13 protein-coding genes are annotated in these 17,587 nt (G+C 68.6%); 1 reads left to right on the top strand and 12 read right to left on the bottom strand.

Annotated features, from left to right (window positions below; all coding sequences use genetic code 11):
* Positions 1–95 precede the first annotated feature (95 nt).
* Complete coding sequence (locus tag KNJ79_RS04275; RefSeq protein ID WP_317152914.1) at positions 96–1,277, bottom strand: MFS transporter; 1,182 nt, start codon at positions 1,275–1,277, stop codon at positions 96–98.
* Between the two features lie 14 nt (positions 1,278–1,291).
* Positions 1,292–2,326 (bottom strand): aldo/keto reductase, encoded by a 1,035-nt coding sequence (locus tag KNJ79_RS04270; RefSeq protein WP_317153860.1) that lies wholly within the window; start codon positions 2,324–2,326, stop codon positions 1,292–1,294.
* 88 nt (positions 2,327–2,414) lie between these two features.
* Here KNJ79_RS04270 and KNJ79_RS04265 point away from each other — a divergent pair, with 88 nt between their 5' ends.
* Positions 2,415–3,326 (top strand): LysR family transcriptional regulator, encoded by a 912-nt coding sequence (locus tag KNJ79_RS04265; protein ID WP_089215139.1) that lies wholly within the window; start codon positions 2,415–2,417, stop codon positions 3,324–3,326.
* A gap of 141 nt (positions 3,327–3,467) precedes the next feature.
* On the opposite strand, the gene KNJ79_RS04260 is transcribed toward KNJ79_RS04265, so the two are convergent.
* The 10 genes from KNJ79_RS04260 to KNJ79_RS04215 form a co-directional block, all read right to left on the bottom strand.
* Entirely contained in the window at positions 3,468–4,877 is a 1,410-nt protein-coding gene (locus tag KNJ79_RS04260; RefSeq protein WP_317152913.1) for a TolC family protein, read from the bottom strand.
* 143 nt (positions 4,878–5,020) lie between these two features.
* On the bottom strand, positions 5,021–8,197 hold the full coding sequence (locus KNJ79_RS04255; RefSeq protein WP_317152912.1) for an efflux RND transporter permease subunit: 3,177 nt from the start codon (positions 8,195–8,197) through the stop codon (positions 5,021–5,023).
* A gap of 94 nt (positions 8,198–8,291) precedes the next feature.
* Entirely contained in the window at positions 8,292–9,575 is a 1,284-nt protein-coding gene (locus KNJ79_RS04250; protein ID WP_317152911.1) for an efflux RND transporter periplasmic adaptor subunit, read from the bottom strand.
* A gap of 31 nt (positions 9,576–9,606) precedes the next feature.
* A complete protein-coding gene (locus KNJ79_RS04245; protein WP_317152910.1) occupies positions 9,607–10,038 on the bottom strand; it encodes a hypothetical protein in 432 nt (143 codons plus the stop codon).
* A 297-nt stretch (positions 10,039–10,335) separates the two neighbouring features.
* On the bottom strand, positions 10,336–10,947 hold the full coding sequence (locus tag KNJ79_RS04240) for a TetR/AcrR family transcriptional regulator (RefSeq protein ID WP_317152909.1): 612 nt from the start codon (positions 10,945–10,947) through the stop codon (positions 10,336–10,338).
* 57 nt (positions 10,948–11,004) lie between these two features.
* Complete coding sequence (locus tag KNJ79_RS04235) at positions 11,005–12,375, bottom strand: efflux transporter outer membrane subunit (RefSeq protein WP_317152908.1); 1,371 nt, start codon at positions 12,373–12,375, stop codon at positions 11,005–11,007.
* Positions 12,375–13,469 carry an HlyD family secretion protein gene (locus tag KNJ79_RS04230; protein ID WP_317152907.1) on the bottom strand — a complete coding sequence of 365 codons (1,095 nt, stop codon included), beginning with the start codon at positions 13,467–13,469 and terminating at the stop codon, positions 12,375–12,377. Before KNJ79_RS04230 ends, KNJ79_RS04235 begins: the two co-directional genes overlap by 1 nt.
* Positions 13,466–15,145, bottom strand: coding sequence for an MFS transporter (locus tag KNJ79_RS04225; protein WP_317152906.1), 1,680 nt, complete (start codon positions 15,143–15,145; stop codon positions 13,466–13,468). The genes KNJ79_RS04230 and KNJ79_RS04225 overlap by 4 nt, the downstream gene beginning before the upstream one ends.
* Positions 15,138–15,770 (bottom strand): TetR/AcrR family transcriptional regulator, encoded by a 633-nt coding sequence (locus KNJ79_RS04220; RefSeq protein ID WP_245836577.1) that lies wholly within the window; start codon positions 15,768–15,770, stop codon positions 15,138–15,140. The genes KNJ79_RS04225 and KNJ79_RS04220 overlap by 8 nt, the downstream gene beginning before the upstream one ends.
* Positions 15,771–15,858: 88 nt before the next feature.
* Positions 15,859–17,496: a sulfatase-like hydrolase/transferase gene (locus KNJ79_RS04215; protein ID WP_317152905.1), complete on the bottom strand. Its 1,638-nt coding sequence runs from the start codon at positions 17,494–17,496 to the stop codon at positions 15,859–15,861.
* Positions 17,497–17,587: the final 91 nt, after the last annotated feature.

The raw sequence follows: 17,587 nt of genomic DNA, 5'->3' as shown, positions 1-17,587 counted from the left end.
TTGGAGGCCCTCCCCTAGCGGTTCATTGTGCAGTGCGGAAATTGGAAATCCGCGCCGCATTGATCGGAAATTTCGATCAATAATGGCTTGAATTTTCAGCGTTCCGAATATGCCACCGCCGGGCACGCCGCGGATGTCCTCCGCTGCCGCGACGCGAGCACGATCGCCAGCCCGGCAACCGCCATTGCCGCACCCGCGAGCGATACCGCCGGGAAGCCAAGGCCGAGCCCGATCACTGCGCCGCCGAGCGCGGCACCGATCGCATTGCCGAGATTGAAGGCACCGATATTGACCGCCGAGGCAAGATTGGGCGCATCGGACGCGGCCTCCATCACGCGCATCTGGAGCGGCGGGACGATCGCAAAGGTCGCGACGCCCCAAGCGAAGATGGTGAGCGCCGCTGCCGCCGCCGAAAACATCGTCGCCGCGAACAGGACGAGCAGCACCGCGAGCGCCGCCAGCGCGACGATCAGCGTCCGCTCGATCGACTTGTCGGCGAACAGCCCGCCGAGCCAGTTCCCGACCGTCAGCCCGAGCCCGTAAACGACGAGCATCGCGGTCACGAACAGCGTCCCCGCCCCCGTCGCTTCACGCAGGATCGGCGCGATATAGGTGAAGACCGTGAACATCGCCGCCGACCCGACCGCTGTGAGCGCCAGCGCAACGAGCACCTCGCGCCGCCGCAGCACGCCCAGTTCGGCGAGCATGTCGGTGCCCTCGCCACGCGGCATGTCGGGAAGCGCGACGCGCAACGCCGCCATGGTGAAGAGCCCCCACACCGCGATCGCGCCGAAGGCAGCGCGCCAGCCGAAGCTCTCGCCGATCCACGGCGCGAGCGGGACGCCGACGACGTTGGCGAGCGTCAGCCCCATGAACATCGCCGCGACCGCGCTCGCGCGCCGTTCGGGTGCGACAAGGCTCGCCGCGACGACCGATCCGACACCGAAGAAGGCGCCGTGGTTGAGCGAGGTGATGACGCGCGCGGCCATCAGCATCGCATAATCGCTCGCGATCGCCGACAAGAGGTTGCCGAGCGTGAAGATGCCCATCAACGCGATCAGCAAGGTGCGCCGCTTCATCCGCCCGGTCGCGAGCGTCATCAGCGGCGCGCCGGCCATCACGCCGAGCGCATAGGCCGAAACGAGCAGCCCCGCGGCGGGGATCGAGACGCCGAGCCCGGTCGCGATGTCGGGGAGCATCCCCATCGGCGCGAATTCGGTGATGCCGATCCCGAAGGCGCCGATCGAAAGGGCAAGGAGAGCCGGATTGATCTTCATCGTCTTTCGTCCCGTCAGACCATCGCCGGGTTCAGGCGGGCGAAGCCCTCCTGCTGGCGATAGGGGGTGTGCGGATAGGGCGGCAGGACATCGCTCGCCGCATCGAGCGCCGCGACCTGATCGGGCGTGAGCGCCCAGCCGACCGCGCCGAGATTCTGTCGCAGCTGCTCCTCGTTGCGCGCGCCGATGATCACCGAGGCGACCGTCGGCCGCTGGAGCAGCCAGTTGATCGCGACCTGCGGCACGGTCTTTCCGGTTTCGGCCGCGACCGCTTCGAGCGCGTCGATCACGCGGTAGAGCAGGTCGTCGGCGACCGGCGGCGCGAACTGCTCGGTGTCGTGGAGGCGGCTGCCCGCCGGGACCGGCTTGTCGCGGCCGATCTTGCCGGTGAGGCGGCCCCAGCCGAGCGGACTCCAGACGAGCGCGCCGACGCCCTGGTCGGCGGCGAGCGGCATCAGATCGGCCTCATAGGCGCGGCCGATCAGCGAATAATAGACCTGGTGCGCGACGAAGCGCGGCCAGCCGTGGCGATCGGCGGCGGCCTGCGCCTTCATCAGCTGCCAGCCCGGATAGTTGGAAACCCCGGCGTAGCGCAGCTTGCCCGCGGCGATCAGGCTGCCCAGCGTGCCGAGCAGCTCCTCGACCGGGGTCGAAGCATCGAAGGCGTGGAGCTGCAAGAGGTCGATATGATCGGTGCCGAGCCGGCGCAGCGACGCCTCGACCGCCGCGATCAGCCGGATGCGCGACGCGCCCCAGTCCTGCGGGCCGTCGCCCATCGGCAGGCCGGTCTTGGTCGAGATCAGCACCGCGTCGCGCCGTCCCCGGATCGCTTCGCCGAGTATCTCTTCGGAGGCGCCGTCCGAATAGACGTCGGCGGTGTCGAACAGCGTGACGCCGGCGTCGAGGCAGATGTCGATCAGCCGCCGCGCCTCGCGCGCATCGCTCTGCCCCCAGGCGCTGAACAGCGGTCCCTTGCCGCCGAAGGTGCCGGTCCCGAAGCTGAGCGCGGGAACGCGCAGGCCCGACGATCCCAATTGGCGATAATCCATGGTCATCCCTTTCAATTGCGAATAGAGCGCATAGATAGAGGCGCGTCGCGCGACCGATTAGCGGCCGGATGCGCCAAGGATTTTTGCAATGGACGCAAAGATGGATGGAAGCGCCGACCGCGCGCGGGCAATGGAAGTGTTCGCCGCGGTCGCCGCGGAGGGCAGTTTCTCGGCCGCCGGGCGCCGGCTCGACCTCACACCGTCGGCGGTGAGCCGGACAGTCGACCGGATCGAGGCGCGGCTCGGCGTGCGGCTGCTGCTGCGCTCGACGCGCGCGCTGGCGCTCACCGCCGAGGGCGAGGCCTATCTGCGCTCGGCGAAGCGCATCCTCGCCGACCTCGACGACAGCGAACAGGCGATCGCCGACCAGGGCGCGCCGCGCGGGCGGCTGCGCGTCAGCGCCGCGCACGCGCACGGCCGACTGTGTATCGTCCCGCGGCTTGGCGAGTTCGCGCGCCGCTATCCGCATATAGTGGTCGACATCAGCCTCTCGGACCGGCTCGTCGACGTCGCGGCGGGCGAGGCCGACGTCGCGGTGCGCTTCGGCCCGCTCGCCGACAGCCCGCTCACCGCGCGCAAGCTCGGCGAGAACCGGCGCGTGGTGATCGCCTCGCCCGCCTATCTGGCGCGCCACGGCACGCCGCAGCTTCCCGAGGATCTGCTCGGCCACAATTGCCTGAACTTCAACTTCCGCCGCGCCGAGCCCGTCTGGCCCTTTCGCCGCGACGGCAAGGATTTCGCGCTGTCGGTGAAGGGGAATATCGAAGCGAACAACGGCGAAACGCTGGGGCAGCTCGCAGCGGCGGGGGTCGGGATCGCGCGCGTCGGCGCCTTCAGCGTCGTCGACGAGATCGCGCGCGGCGAGCTCGTCCCGATCCTCGAAGACTATAATCCGGGCGACGTCGAGACGATCCACGCGGTCTTCGCGGGCGGAGCGAATACCCCGGCGCGGGTCCGCGTGTTCGTCGACTTCCTCGCCGAAAGATTGGGGTTGCGGTAGACTGGCTCGGTCCGATCCAAATAGCCGTGTGCTCCCGCGAAGGCGGGAGCCCATCTTCCGAACCATGCTATATGGCACCGCCGTGCGATGGGTCCCCGCCTGCGCGGGGACACACGGCCTATTGATGCTCGGACGCTGCCGCTACCCCTGCGACCAGCGGCCGCCGAGCGCGCGGAACAGGTCGACCTGCGCATCGGCGATGCGCGCGTCGGCAAGCGCGAGCGAAGCCTGGGCTTCGGCGAAGGTGCGTTCGGCGTCGAGCGCTTCGAGCCCGTCGATCGCGCCTTCGCGCTGCTGTGCGCGGGTGATCCGGACCGCGGTTTCGGCCTGGTCGCGCGCCGACTGGAGCGCGGTGCGCCGGTCGAGAAGATGCGCATAGGTCGAGAGGGCGGTTTCGGTCTCTTCGAGCGCGCCGAGGACGGTGCCGTCGAATTCGGCGAGCGCGGCCTGGCTGTCGGCTTCGGCGCCGTCGATCCGCGCGCGCACCGTTTCCTGATTGGGGAAGGACCAGCTGATCAGCGGCCCGAGCAGCCAGCGGAGCGGGCCGCCGCCGAACAGGTCGCCAAGGCCCGTGCTCGTCTGCCCGATCGAACCGCCGAGGCTGATGCGCGGATAGAGGTCGGCGGTCGCGACCCCGATGCGCGCCGTCGCGGCGGCGAGGCGGCGCTCGGCGGCGGCGACGTCGGGACGGCGCGCGAGCAGCGCGGCGCCGTCGCCGACCGGAATCGGCTGGTCGAGCCGCAAGGTCGTCTGCCGCTCGGCCGCGATCGGCGGCAGATCGGCGGGCGCGCGGCCGGTGAGGGTCGCAAGGCGGAAGAGCGCGGCATCGCGCTCGGCGGCGATTGCCGGAATGTCGGCGCGGCGCTGGTCGCGCAGCGCGGCGACGCGCGCGGTGTCGAGCTTCGTCGTCAGGCCGACCTCGGCGCGGCGCGCGGTGAGCGCGACCGACTTGTCGAGCAGGTCGACGATATGCCGCGCGACGCCGAGCCGCTCGGCCGCTGAGGCCGCGTCGGCATAGGCGCGTGCGGTTTCGGCCGCGACGGTGACGCGCACCGCATCGGCATCGGCCTGTGCCGCCGCCAGATCGCCGCGCGCCGCTTCGACCCCGCGCGACACGCGGCCGAACAGGTCGACTTCGTAGCCGACGGTCAGCCCGCCATCGACCTGCCATCCCTCACGGTCGGCGCCGGGCAAGGTCTGGCTTTCGCTGACGCGGCCATAGGTGGCGCCGGCGCTGAGATCGGTCGACGGCAGGCGGTCGCCGCGCACTTCGCGCAAGGCGGCGCGCGCCCTGGCGATGCGTGCGGCGGCGACGCGGACGTCGGTGTTCGCCGCGAGCGCGTCGGCAACGAGGCCATCGAGCACCGGGTCCTTGTAGAGCCGCCACCATTCAGCGTCGGCTGGCGCACTGGTCGTCACGCCCTCCTTGACCGAAAGGAGCGGGCCGGACGCCGCGGAGGGAGACGTAGGAGGTGCGAAGTCCGGCCCGACCGCGCAGGCCGAAAGCGTCAGCGCGGAAACGGTTGCGATGAGGAAGCTGCGGAGGATCATCGAATGGCTCCTGAAATTTGGGACTGTGTGTCCCCGCGAAGGCGGGGACCCATCACCGACGGGTTCAAGACGGCGCCGCCGGGAGATGGGCTCCCGCCTTCGCGGGAGCCCACCAAGGTGTTGCACGGGCGTGTTTGCGGCCATTATTCTGCTGCCACGGGGACCGTCGCGCCCTCCCCGCCCTGCGCACGCCGCCGTGCGATGCGATCGCCGATCGTGCGGCAGACGACATAGAAGGTCGGGGTGTAGATCAGCCCGAACAGCGTGACGCCGATCATCCCGTAGAAGACGGCGGTGCCGAGCGCCTGGCGCAGCTCGTAGCCGGGACCCGACGCCCAGACCAGCGGCACCACGCCGAGGATGAAGGCGAAGCTGGTCATCAGGATCGGGCGGAGACGCGCGCGCGCCGCCGCGACCGCCGCCTCGACCACGCTCGCGCCGCGCTCTTCGGCCTGTTTGGCGAATTCGACGATCAGGATCGCATTCTTCGCCGCGAGCGCGATCAGCACGATGAGGCCGATCTGGGTCAAGATATTATTGTCGAGACCCCGCAAATTGACGCCCGCCATCGCGGCGAGCAGCGTCATCGGCACGATCAGGATGATCGCGAGCGGCAGCATCAGGCTTTCGAACTGCGCGGCGAGCACGAGGAAGACGAACACCACCGACAGCGCAAAGATCAGCGCCGCGATATTGCCCGCCGCCTTTTGCTGGAAGGCGATGTCGGTCCATTCGGCCGAGAAGCCCGCGGGCAGGTTTTCGGCGACCTTTTCCATCACCTCGATCGCCTGTCCGGTCGAATATCCCGGCGCCGTCTCGCCATCCACCTCGACCGCGGGGAAGAGGTTGTAGCGGGTGACGCGATAGGGACCGGTCCTGTCGCTGAAGGTCGCGACCGCGCCGATCGGCACCATCTCGCCCGTGTTCGATCGGGTCTTGAGGCGCGCGATGTCCGACGGGTCGTCGCGCGCCGCGGCCTCGGCCTGCGCGGTGACGCGGAAGGTGCGTCCAAGCAGGTTGAAGTCGTTGACATAGGCCGAACCCAGATAGACCTGCAGCGCCTCGAACACGCGCGACGGCGGCACGCCGAGCATGTCGGACTTGGCGCGGTCGATGTCGGCGTACACGCGCGGCGTCGCGGTGTTGTAAAGGGTGAAGACGTTCGCAAGCTCGCGCTGCTGATGCGCCTCGCCGATCAGCTGGCCCGACGCCTGTTCGAGCGCCTGATAGCCCGCGTCGCTGCGGTCCTGCACGATCATGCGATAGCCGCCGCCATTGCCGATACCCTGGATGACCGGCGGCGGGATCACGAACACGAAGGCGTCGTTCACGTCGGCGAGCGCCGCGCGCATATCGTCCTCGATATTACGTTCGGTGCGGTCGGTGCCCGCACGCTCGTCGAAGGGCTTGAAGGTGACATAGGCCGCCCCGGCGTTCGACGCCTGCGTGCCCGAGGCGCCATCGAAGCCGGCGAACATCACCGCCGCCTCGGTTCCGGGCACGTCGAGCAGCTTCTTCACCACCTTTTTGAGCACCGCGTCGGTCTGCTGGATCGAGCTGCCGGGCGGGAGCTGGATTGCGGCGAGCGCATAGCCCTGGTCCTGCGCGGGCACGAAGCCCGCCGGCGTCGCCCAGAAGATCGCGGCGGTCGCGACGATCAGCCCGCCGTAAGTCGCGAGCGCCTTGCGCGGGACGGCGATGATCCGGCGCGCGGTGTCGGCATACCAGTTGCTCAGCCGGTCGAAGGCGCGGTTGAAACGGTCGCCCGCGAGCCAGGCGTAGCGGCGCCAACCCGACGCCGGAGCCTCGGCGGCGCGCGGGCGCAGCAGCATTGCAGCGAGCGCGGGCGACAGGGTGAGCGAAAGGATCAGCGAGATCACGGTCGCTGTGGCGATCGTCACCGCGAACTGGCGATAGAATTCGCCGGTGATGCCGGTGAGGAAGGTCGTCGGCACGAACACCGCGCACAGCACGAGCACGATCGCGACGAGCGCCGCCGACACCTCGTCCATCGAGGTGTGCGCGGCCTCGCGCGGGGACAGGCCGTGCTCCATGTTGCGCTCGACATTCTCGACGACGACGATCGCGTCGTCGACGACGATGCCGATCGCGAGCACGAGGCCGAACATCGACAGCGTGTTGAGCGAGTATCCGAGCCCGGCGAGCACCGCGAAAGTGCCGATCAGCGATACGGGGATCGCGACGATCGGGATGATCGCGGCGCGCCAGCTCTGCAGAAAGACGATGATGACGATGACGACGAGGATCATCGCCTCGAGCAGCGTCTTCTGCACCGCATGCATCGATTCGCTGATGAACTCGGTCGGGTTCCAGATGATCCGGTATTCGAGGCCCTTGGGAAAGCTCTTCGCCGCGTCGGCGAGCTGCGCCTTCACCCCTTCGGCGGCGGCGAGCGCGTTGGTGCCCGGCCGCTGGGTGATCCCCATGATGATCGAATCCTGGCCCGACAGATAGGCGTTGACGCCATAATCCTCGGCCCCCAGCTCGACGCGCGCGACGTCGCGCAGGCGCGTGATCGCGCCCGTCGGGTCGGTGCGCACGATGATATTGGCGAACTCGTCGGCGGTCTTGAAGCGGCCCTGCGTCTCGACATTGAGCTGGTGCGCGGCGCCGGTGTCGAACGGCGGCTGGCCGACGACGCCCGCGGCGACCTGGACATTCTGCGCGCGCAGCGCGGTGACGATGTCGCCCGCGGTCAGATTGAGCTCGGCGGCGCGGCCGGGGTCGATCCACACGCGCATCGCATAGTCGCGGGCGCCGAACACCTGCACGTCGCCGATGCCGTCGACGCGCGTCAGCCGGTCCTTGAGCTGGGTCAGCGCATAGTTGGAAACATAGCTGCGATCGAGCGAGCCGTCTGGCGACAGGACGTTGACCGCCATCAGCCACGAGGGCGAGGTCTTGCGCACGACGACGCCCTGCCGCCGCACCTCTTCGGGCAGGCTCGGCTCGGCGAGCGCGACGCGGTTCTGGACTAGCACCTGCGCGGTATCGAGATCGGTGCCGAGCTTGAAGGTGACGGTGATCGTCAGCCGCCCGTCGCCGGTCGATTGCGACGACTGATAGAGCATATTGTCGACGCCGTTGATCTGTTGCTCGATCGGCGCCGCGACGGTGTCGGCGACGGTTTCGGCCGACGCGCCCGGATAATTGGCGCTAACCGTCACCGTGGGCGGGACGACCGCGGGGAATTGCGACACCGGCAGCCCGAAATAGGCGAAGGCGCCGATGATCGTGATGATGATCGCGATGACGCCCGCGAAGATCGGGCGGCGAATGAAGAAATGGCTGAGACGCATGTCGAGCCTCCTCGGCCCACCGGGGGCCGGCAAAAGATGGAAATCGGACGGCGGGCGGCCCTCGCCCCGGACGGCGCGGGGGCGAAGGGCGCGCTTATCCCGCGAGCGTGGCCTGCGAAGCGGCGGGCGACTGTCCCTCACCGATCGCGGTCGCGGCGGGCGCGGCTTTCGGTTTGATCGTCGTCGGCTTCGCCGTCACCTTTCCGCCCGGCTGGGCGAACTGGATGCCCTGCACGATCACCCGGTCCTGTGCCGTCAGGCCCGACCGGATGACGCGCAGCCCGGCGACGAGCGGGCCGGTTTCGACCGGCCGCGCGGCGACGGTGCCGTCCTTCGCGACCACGAACACCTGCTTGCGCGCCTGATCGGTGCGCACCGCGGCGTCGGGGACGAGCAGCGCCGACACCTGCCCGCCCTGCGCGAGCCGCATGTTGCCGAACATGCCGGGGGTCAGGAAATAGTCGGGATTGTCGATCACCGCGCGCACCCGGAGCGTCCCCGAATGGTCGTTGATCGCATTATCGGTGAAATCGACACGGCCTTTCCAGTTGTAGTCGCTTTCATCCTGCAGCCGGACCTCGACCTGCTGTCCGGTCGTCCGGCCCGCCTGTCGGTCGCGCTGCGCCTTGAGGAACAGCGCCTCCGAACTGTCGAAGGCAAAGTAGATCGGATCGAGCGCGTTGATCGTCGTGAGCAGCGTCCCCGCGCCCTCGCCCGCCGCAACCAGATTGCCGGGGTCGACGCGGCGGTCGGAGATGCGCCCGCCGATCGGCGCGCGCACGCGGGTGAACTCGACGTCGAGCGACCGCGAGCGGACGCGCGCCTCCGCGGCAGCGAGCGCCGCACTCGCCGCGCGCACTTCGGCGTTCAGCTGATCGACGTCGCTCTGCGAAATCGCATCGTCGGCGATCAGCCGGTTGGCGCGCGCAAGGTTGGTGCGGGCAAGCGCAAGGTTGCTGCGCGCGCTCGCGGCGTCGGCCTGTGCTTCGGCGAGCGCGGCGTTGAACGGGCGCGGGTCGATCGTGAAGAGCAGCTGCCCCTTGCGCACGATCTGGCCGTCGGTGAAGTGGATGCCGGTGAGCTGGCCCGAGACGCGCGGGCGCACCTCGACCGAGCGGCTCGCCTCGAAGCGGCCGACATAATCGTCCCACTCGGTAATCTCGCGCACCAGCGGCGCGGCGACGGTGACGACGGGCAGCGCCGGCGCGGCGTTCGCCGGGCCTTCGCGGTGGGTGAGGCCATAGCCCGCCGCGACGAGGATCGCGAGCGGCAGGCCGATCTGGAGCGCGCGGCGCCAGCGGCGCGGCGGCTGGATGGAGGCCGACGCGGGGGCGGTCTTCGCCGCCTCCTCGCGCCGGATCGGGGAGAGCATGTTCATGGGGAGAGCGACTTTCGAAATGAGGGAGAGACTATTTCCGGAAGAGGCGCGCGACATGGACTTCGGCGACGCGCTTGCCGAGCAGTTCATAATGGTCGGGCGAATAGCCGGCGTCGAAGAAGGCCTTGAGCTCGGCCTTCGGCACCGAATAGCTGTGGTGCCAGGTCAGCACCGCCATGCGGCGCAGCGCCTCGAGCTTCGGGTCGGCGAGCCGCCGGTTGACGCCGCTGCCGAACAGCGCGCCGAGCCATTTGGCGACGCGGCCGGGTTCGCGGAGGCTCGATGGCCGGTCGTGACGCGCGAGCATCACGACCGACCATTCCAGCGCCGAAAAGCCCGCGGGATTCTGGGCTTTCGGCGCTACGGGGGCTGCGGAGAGGCGCGGCGCGGGCAACAGCTTCGCGCCGGGGGTTGCGGATTCGAAAGCGCGCGCAGGGCGCTCTGCAAGGGCAAGTGTAGCCATGGCCGGTCCTCCTTGGACATGGGCCGGGCGCAACGGGGCTTTCGCCCCGGGACGCTTGCGCCCGGCGAGGGGAGATTTCGGAGTCGAAAGCCCGTCCGCCGCCCCGCGGGCGTCGCAACCGGTCTTTCGCAAATTATCTGGGTTGGTCTAGCGAACTAGGCCTTGGTGAACGGACAGTTGGGCATAAGCGTTCCCTTCGCTCGTCGCGGCGAAGTGGTCGCCCCGACCATCTGTACTATGCGGTATATAAATCCGCCGTTCATCTTGTCAAGGAGTTTTATACCAGCTGTTACAGAATTATCTGCTCGGCCATAAAGCGAGGCTTGTTTCGACCAGCCGCGCAAGCTCGTCGCGCGACGCGCCGGCGCTCGCCTGGACCGTGATCCCCTGCAGGATCGCGAGCATATGGCCCGTCAGCCCTTCGGGATCGATATGCGCCGGCAGGTCGCCCTCGCGCTTCGCGCGCTCGAAACGCTCGACGAGCGCGCGCTGGGACGAGGCGCGGCGGCGCACGACGTCGGCCTTGATCGATTCGGCCTCGGGGCTGCACGCGAGCGTGCCGAGCAGGCCCATGCAGCCTTTCGGATCCTCGCCGCCGCAATGGCGATCGAGCGCGCCGCGCAGATAATATTCGGCGACCGCGCGCGCGGTCGGCTGTTCGAGCGCGGCGCGCGTATAGTCGAGCTTTTCGGATTCATAGAGGTCGAGCGCCTTGTGAAACAGCGCTTCCTTGTTGCCGAACGCCGCATAGAGGCTGGGCTTGGTGATCCCCATCGCTTCGGTGAGATCGGCCATCGAGGCCCCGTCATAACCCTTGGTCCAGAAGACGCGCAGCGCCTCCGCGAGCGCCTGATCGACGCAGAATTCGCGCGGGCGCCCCTTGGTCGCGGGGATGGTTTCGGTTTCCATAACGGTTGGTATATAATGCATCGGCGCGAAAGGTCCAGAGGCGATGTACACGGCCGGTCAGCCGGGCGCCCCGCCCCCGAGCGCCTGATAGAGCGCGATATAGGCGGTAAGGCGGTCGGCGCGCAGCTGGATCAGCTGGATGTCGACCGCGAGCAGCGCGCGCTGCGCCTCGATCTGTTCGAGATAGGGCGAATAGCCGGCGCGGTAGCGATTCATCGCGTGGCGCAGCGCGTCGGCGACCGCCGCGCGCTGCGCCACGAGCGCGGTTTCCTGCACGCCGAGCCGGTCGATCAGCGCGAGCTGGTCCTCCACCTCGCGGAAGGCGGTGAGCACGGTCTTGCGATAGGCGAAGGCCGCCTGGTCGCGCTGCGCGGTCGCCGCGTCGAACTGCCCTTGCAGCCGCCCGCCCTGAAACAGCGGTGCGAGGATGCTGCCGCCGATCGACCAGATGCCGACCGGGTCCGACAGCGCCGACGAGATCACTGCGCCCGCCGAGCCCGACAGGCGGATTTGCGGCAGGAACTGCGCGCGCGCGGCGCGCAGATTGGCATCGGTCGCCGCAAGCGCATATTCGGCCTGTGCGATGTCGGGACGGCGGCGGACGAGGTCCGACGGCAGCAGGCCGGGCACCGCGGGCGCGGTCAGCGCGTCGAAGTCGCCGCCGCGCGCGATCGCGTGCGGGGCGTCGCCGACGAGCAGCGACAGCGCATTTTCCTGCCGCGCGATCGCTGCCTCGACCGCCGGAATCTGCTGTTCGGCGCCGCGATATTCGGCCTCGGCCTGCCGCAGTTCGAGCTGCGACGTATAACCCGCCTCGGCCCGGTCGCGCGCGATGCGCAGCGCCTCGCCGCGCGAGGTCAGGGTTTCTTTGAGCAGCGTGCGCCGTTCGTCGAGGGCGAGCAGGGTGACATAGCCGCTCGCCGTCGCGGCGCTGACCGACAGCATTGCCGCCTCGCGCGCCGCCGCGACCGCCGCCGCATTGGCGTGCGCGGCATCGACCTGCGCGGCGTTGCGGCCGAAGAGGTCGAGTTCATAGGAGGCCTGAAAGGTGGGCTGCGCGGCGAAACTCTCGGTCGCGACGCCAAAGGCGTTGAGGCTTCGCGCCTCGGCGGCGCCCCCCCCGACGCTGAGGGAAGGCAGCAGCAGCGAGCGCGCGACGCGCTCCTGCGCGCGCGCTTCCGCAACGCGCGCCGCGGCGATCGCGAGATCGACATTGTTCGCGCGCGCCTGCTCGACGAGCGCGGCGAGCTGCGGATCGCCGAAGCGCGTCCACCAGCGCGCATCGATCGAGCCGGTTGCGGACAGGTCGGTGCGCCAGTCGGCAGGCGGAGCAACTGCGCTCGCGGAGGGACGCAGGCCGATCGCCGGCACGCAAGCCGCGAGCAGCAGCGGCAGCAGCAGCGCGGCGCGGGGGACGGCGCGGCGCATCAGTCGGCGCCCGTGTGGACGGTCGCGACCACCGACATGCCGGGGCCGAGCCGCTCGGCGAGTTTCTGCCCCGGGTCGATGCGGATGCGCACCGCGATGCGCTGCGGCACCTTCACGAAATTGCCCGATCCGGTGTCGGGCTTGATGACGCTGAACTCGCTGCCCGCCGCGGGGGCGATGCTTTCGACATGGCCGGTCAGCTTCGCGCCGCCGAGCGCATCGACGCGAAAGCTCGCCGACTGTCCGACGCGAATCTTCGCGGTTTGCGCTTCCTTGAAATTGGCAACGATCCAGTGGCGCTGGGGGACGAGATACATGAGCTGGGTGCCGGGGTTGACGAGCTGCCCGACGCGCACCGTCACCTCGCTGAGCTGGCCGTCGCGCGGCGCGCGGATCACGGTGTTTTCGAGGTCGATGTCGGCGAGGCCGCGCTGCGCCCGGGCATTTTCGACCCCCGCCTCCAGCCCGCCGCGCCCGACCCCGACCGAGCGCACCTGCTGCGCCGCGATCGCCTGCTGCGCCTCGGCCTGACGCACCGCCGCTTCGGCCTGACGCAGCGCGGCGAGCGTCTGGTCGCGCTCGCGCAGCGACACCGACCCCGCATCGACGAGTTCGTCGACGCGACGCATATCGGCCTGTGCCCGCGCGAGTTGCGCCTTGGCGCTCGCGACCGCCGCCCTTTGCAGCTGCACCTGCGCCTCGGCCGAACGCAGGCTTTGCGCGCTGTTTTCGAGGCTCGCCGACTGGGCGGCGATATTCGCCTGCCCCTGCGCGACGCGCTGGCGATAGATGCGGTCGTCGATCCGCACGAGCACCTGCCCCTTCTTCACGCGTTCGAAATCGCGCACGAGCACGTCGGTCACATAGCCGCCGACCTGCGGCGCGATGATCGTCGTCTGGCCGCGGACATAGGCGTTGTCCGTGGTCTGGCTCGCGGCGCGGAACGGCGGCAGGCCCCAGGCATAAAGGATCGCGAGCACGCCGATCAGGATCAGCGACCCGAACAGGATGATGCGCGGCCGCGAGCGCGGCGGCTTCCAGCCCTCCTGTGCTTCGGCGGGCGTTTCGGACGATGTTTCCTGTTCCTGGCTCATTGGTTTCCGGCTCTCATCTTCTGTAGGGCGGCGAGTTCGGCGGCGAGCGGATTGTGGCCGCGGCGGCGGTCGTGGATCCACCGCGCGAACATCAGCACGAACGCCAGCGCCGCGAGCGATCCGATCACGAAAAAGACGTCATTATAGGCAAGGATCGCCGCCTCGCGGATCGCCTCGCGCACGACCTGTGCGCCGGCGACGGCACTGCGCAGCGCAGGGTCGGTCATCGTCCCCGCTTGCGCCGCGGCGATGCGGCCGATCCCCTGCGCAACATCCGGGTCGGCGGGCGAAATGCTGTTCGCGAAGGTGATCAGATGCGCCTTGGTGCGCAGCGTGTGAAACGCCGACAGCGCGGCGACACCGGCAAGCCCGCCGAGCGTCTGCGACAGGCTGAACACCCCGACGAAGCTGACGAGATAGGACGGCCCCTTCGACAGCGCGCGCAGCAGCCCCTCCATCAGCATCGGCCCCATGAAATAGACCGCGGCAAAGGCGATCGCGGCCTGCGAGAAATAGAGGTTCACCGGGCCGGTGCGCAGCCCCGAATGGGTATCGAGGAAGGCCCCCAAGGCGATCACCGCGAGCGAGACGAGCGTCTGGCGGCGGAGATCGGCGGGGTTGAGCGTCAGGATCGCGAGCAGCGCTCCCGCGAGCGTCGCGGCCGAGAGGACGGCGTAATAGCGGACGAGCTGATCGCTGACGAGGCCGATCGTCGATAGAAGGCCGGTCGATCCGAAATTCTGCTCGGAGGTCAGCACGCGCACCAGCGCACCGGTGAGAGCGAATTTGACGAGGTCGCGGCTGCCCATCCAGCGCGTCTGGAGCATCGGGTTGGCGCGGTTGTGCTCGATCAGAAATGCGCTCCCGATGAGCAGCACCGACACCGCAAGCGCGGCACCGAGCCACGGCGTCGTCCACCACACGATCCGCCCCTGGACAAGGAAGGCGCAGAGCAGCCCGACGCCGACCGCGAGCATCGGGAAGGTCAGAAGGTCGAGCTTTTCAAACGAGCGGATCGTCTCGCCCGGCGGCAGATGAAGAATATTGACCAGCCCGACCGCGACGAGCGAGAGCGCGAACTGAAAGACGAAGAGATTATAGACGTCGCCGTCGGCGAGCAGCAGCGGCGAGATCGCGCGCGCGAGCGGCACCGCGACCTGCGCGAGCCCGATCGCGAGCAGGAAGCCCGCGATGCGCTTTTCCTGCGGAAAGCCCTGCATCAGATAGAAGGCCGCGAGCGTCGTCAGGCCGCTCGCCGCAATCCCCGAAACCCCGCGCGCAACGAGCTCCATCCGATAGCCTGCATCGAACAGCTGGAGGAAATTGGCGAGCAGCAGCGCGATCATGATCACGCGCACGAAACGCTGGATGCCGAATTGCTGGCGCGACTTGTAGAGCAATATGCTCATGCACGCATTGGTCATATTATAGGCGACGGTGACCCAGCCGGTATCGACCGGGGTGAGGTCGAGATGACCCTGCAGCACGGTGAGGTTGGCGATCAGCAGCCCGTTCTGAAAGCCCGCGATGATCGCAAGATAGAGGCCGATCAGCAGATAGCCGAATTTGCGCGGCGCGGGATGGTCGGGCGACGCGGGCGATCCCGGCATGAACGGGCGCTCGTGCGGTTTGAAGACATAGGCGCCGCCCGCGCCGGAGGCCGCGGGATCAGCCATGACGAAGCTGCGGCGCGATCAGCGTGTCACAGAGCGCGGCGCGAAATTCATCGTCGTTCGCGAGCTGCGGCGCATAGCCGGTCAGCATGTCGCGCCGCACGACATTGACCGCGACGCCATAGGCAAAGGTCAGGAAGGCCATCTCGGGGATCGGCGCGCGCATCTCCCCCGCATCGTGCGCCGCGCGGATCAGCGGCAGATAATGGTCGAGCAACGGCTGCGAGACATGGTCGAACACCCACGCCGCGCGCTGCGGATCGTGCCCGGCGTCGCGGAGTAGGAAACGCGGCACGGTGTCGTTGGCGCAATAAACGTCGATCAGCGCCTCCATCGCGGCGGCAAGCGGGCGTTCGCCGCGATCGGGCTTCGCGGCGGCGGCCGCGGCGATCTGCTCGAGCGTCACTGTGCCGACGCGTTCGACCACCGCTTTCCACAGGCCGAGCTTCGATCCGAACTTGTAGGAAATCAGCGCGGCGTCGACCCCGGCATCGGCGGCGATGTCGCGCAGGCTCGCCCTGTCAAAGCCCTGGTCGGCGAAACGTCGCAGCGCCGCGAGGCGGATGCCGCGCTCGGTGTCGCCCTGATCGGCGGGCCGCCGCCCGCGCCGCGAAGATGGGTGAGCCATCCGCCGCATCCCCTTGCTGCCTGAAACAATAACGCCCGGCGCAGATAAGGATGCAATGCGATTAATTCAACGTGCGATGAATTCCTATTCAGTTGGTCCAGTAGATATAATCCTGCCCCGCCTTCCACGGCGCGTTCATCGGCACGTCGACGCGGATCGGTCCTTCGAACAGGCCGGGCCAGATCGGCTTTGCCATGTCCTTGTTCTGCGCTGCGAGCATCGCCTGGAGCTGCGCGACGCGCTGCGGCTGCTGCGCCGAAACATCATGCTGCTCGGTCGGATCGGTCGCGAGATCGTAGAGGCGGACCTTGGCGGGGCGCTTCGTCACTTGCAGCTTCCAGTCGCCCGCGCGCACCGCGCGATAATCGCCCGAGCGCCAATAGAGCGCGTTGCGCTTCGCGGGGCCGGCAAGAATGTCCTGGCTGTCCATCACCCGGTCGGTCGGCAGCTTCGCGCCCGCCGCGGCGGCGATCGTCGCGAAGATGTCGAGATGCCCGGTCGCGTCGGCGCGCGCCGACCCCGGCGCGATATGCCCCGGCCAGCGCATGAACAGGGGCGTGCGGATGCCGCCCTCGAAAAAGGTCGCCTTCCACCCGCGATAGGGAGCGTTGAGGTTGGGGATACCCGTGTACCAGGCGCCGCCATTGTCGCTGGTGAAGAGGACGAGCGTATTGTCGTCGAGCCCGGTGCGCTTGAGCTCGGCCATCACGTCGCCGATCCGCCGGTCGAGCTGCGCGATCATCGCGCCATAGACGCGCGTCTTGTGATCCTTGATCTGCGGCAGCTTCGCATAATCCTCCTTCGTCGCCTGCAGCGGCGTGTGCGGCGCGTTGAACGCCAGATACAGGAAGAAGGGGCGGTTGCGGTTGGCGTCGATCGCCGCGATCGCCTGATCGGCGAAATAATCGGTCATATGCCCCTTGGGGTGGAAGCGCTCGCCGCCGTTGAAGGTCACCGCGTGGCGCAGGTTCGCCCAGAGGAAGCGGTCGATCGGATCCCAGGGCAGCTTGGCGTTGACCGCGTCGGCATCGTCGTCGGGCAGGAATTTCGCGGCGCCCGCGAGCACCGCGAGGCTCTCGTCGAACCCCTGGGCATTGGGCTGGAGCGCCGGCGCTTCGCCCAGATGCCATTTGCCGATGTGGATGGTGTGATAACCCGCCGCCTTCACCGCCTCGGCGATCGTCACCTCGCTCGCGGGCACACCCATGTCGGGATAATCGGGGATGTCGTCGGTGATCAGCTCCTGGTGAAAGACGGGTTTCAGCGGGCCGATGCCGCCGCCGTGCGCCAGATTCTCGGCGAATTCGACCGGCACCGCGGTATATTCGAAGCCGAAGCGCGTCGGATAGCGGCCGGTCATCATCGCCGCGCGCGAGGGCGAGCAGGTCGCGTTGGCGGCATAGGCGGCGGTGAAATTCACGCCCTGCCGCGCGAGCGCGTCGATGTTCGGCGTCTGAACGATCCCGCCCGCAACCCCGCCGCCGTTGAGGCTGATGTCGTTCCAGCCAAGGTCGTCGGCGACGATCAGGATGATGTTCGGCGGCCTCTTGCCTTCGGGCGGCTTCGCGGGACCCTGCTGCCACGCGACCGGCCGGTTCGGCTGTACCGGGGTCTGCCAGTCCTGGATCAGGCCGGGGAGGCGGTATTTGTTCGCCTGGAAGCCGTAATAGCCGCCCGCACCGAGCAGGGCCACCGCGCCGAGCGCGAGCCATCGCTTCTTCATCATCTTTCCCCACATCCGCAAGGCGATTGCCTCGAAACTTATGACACTATATGTGCCAATAGATGGAGCGGCGCAAGCGCATTGGCTCGCCGCC

It is taken from the genome of Sphingopyxis indica, from assembly GCF_032879645.1.
GTDB classification, from domain to species: Bacteria; Pseudomonadota; Alphaproteobacteria; order Sphingomonadales; family Sphingomonadaceae; genus Sphingopyxis; species Sphingopyxis indica.
This window is presented reverse-complemented; position numbering and strand designations above follow the sequence as displayed.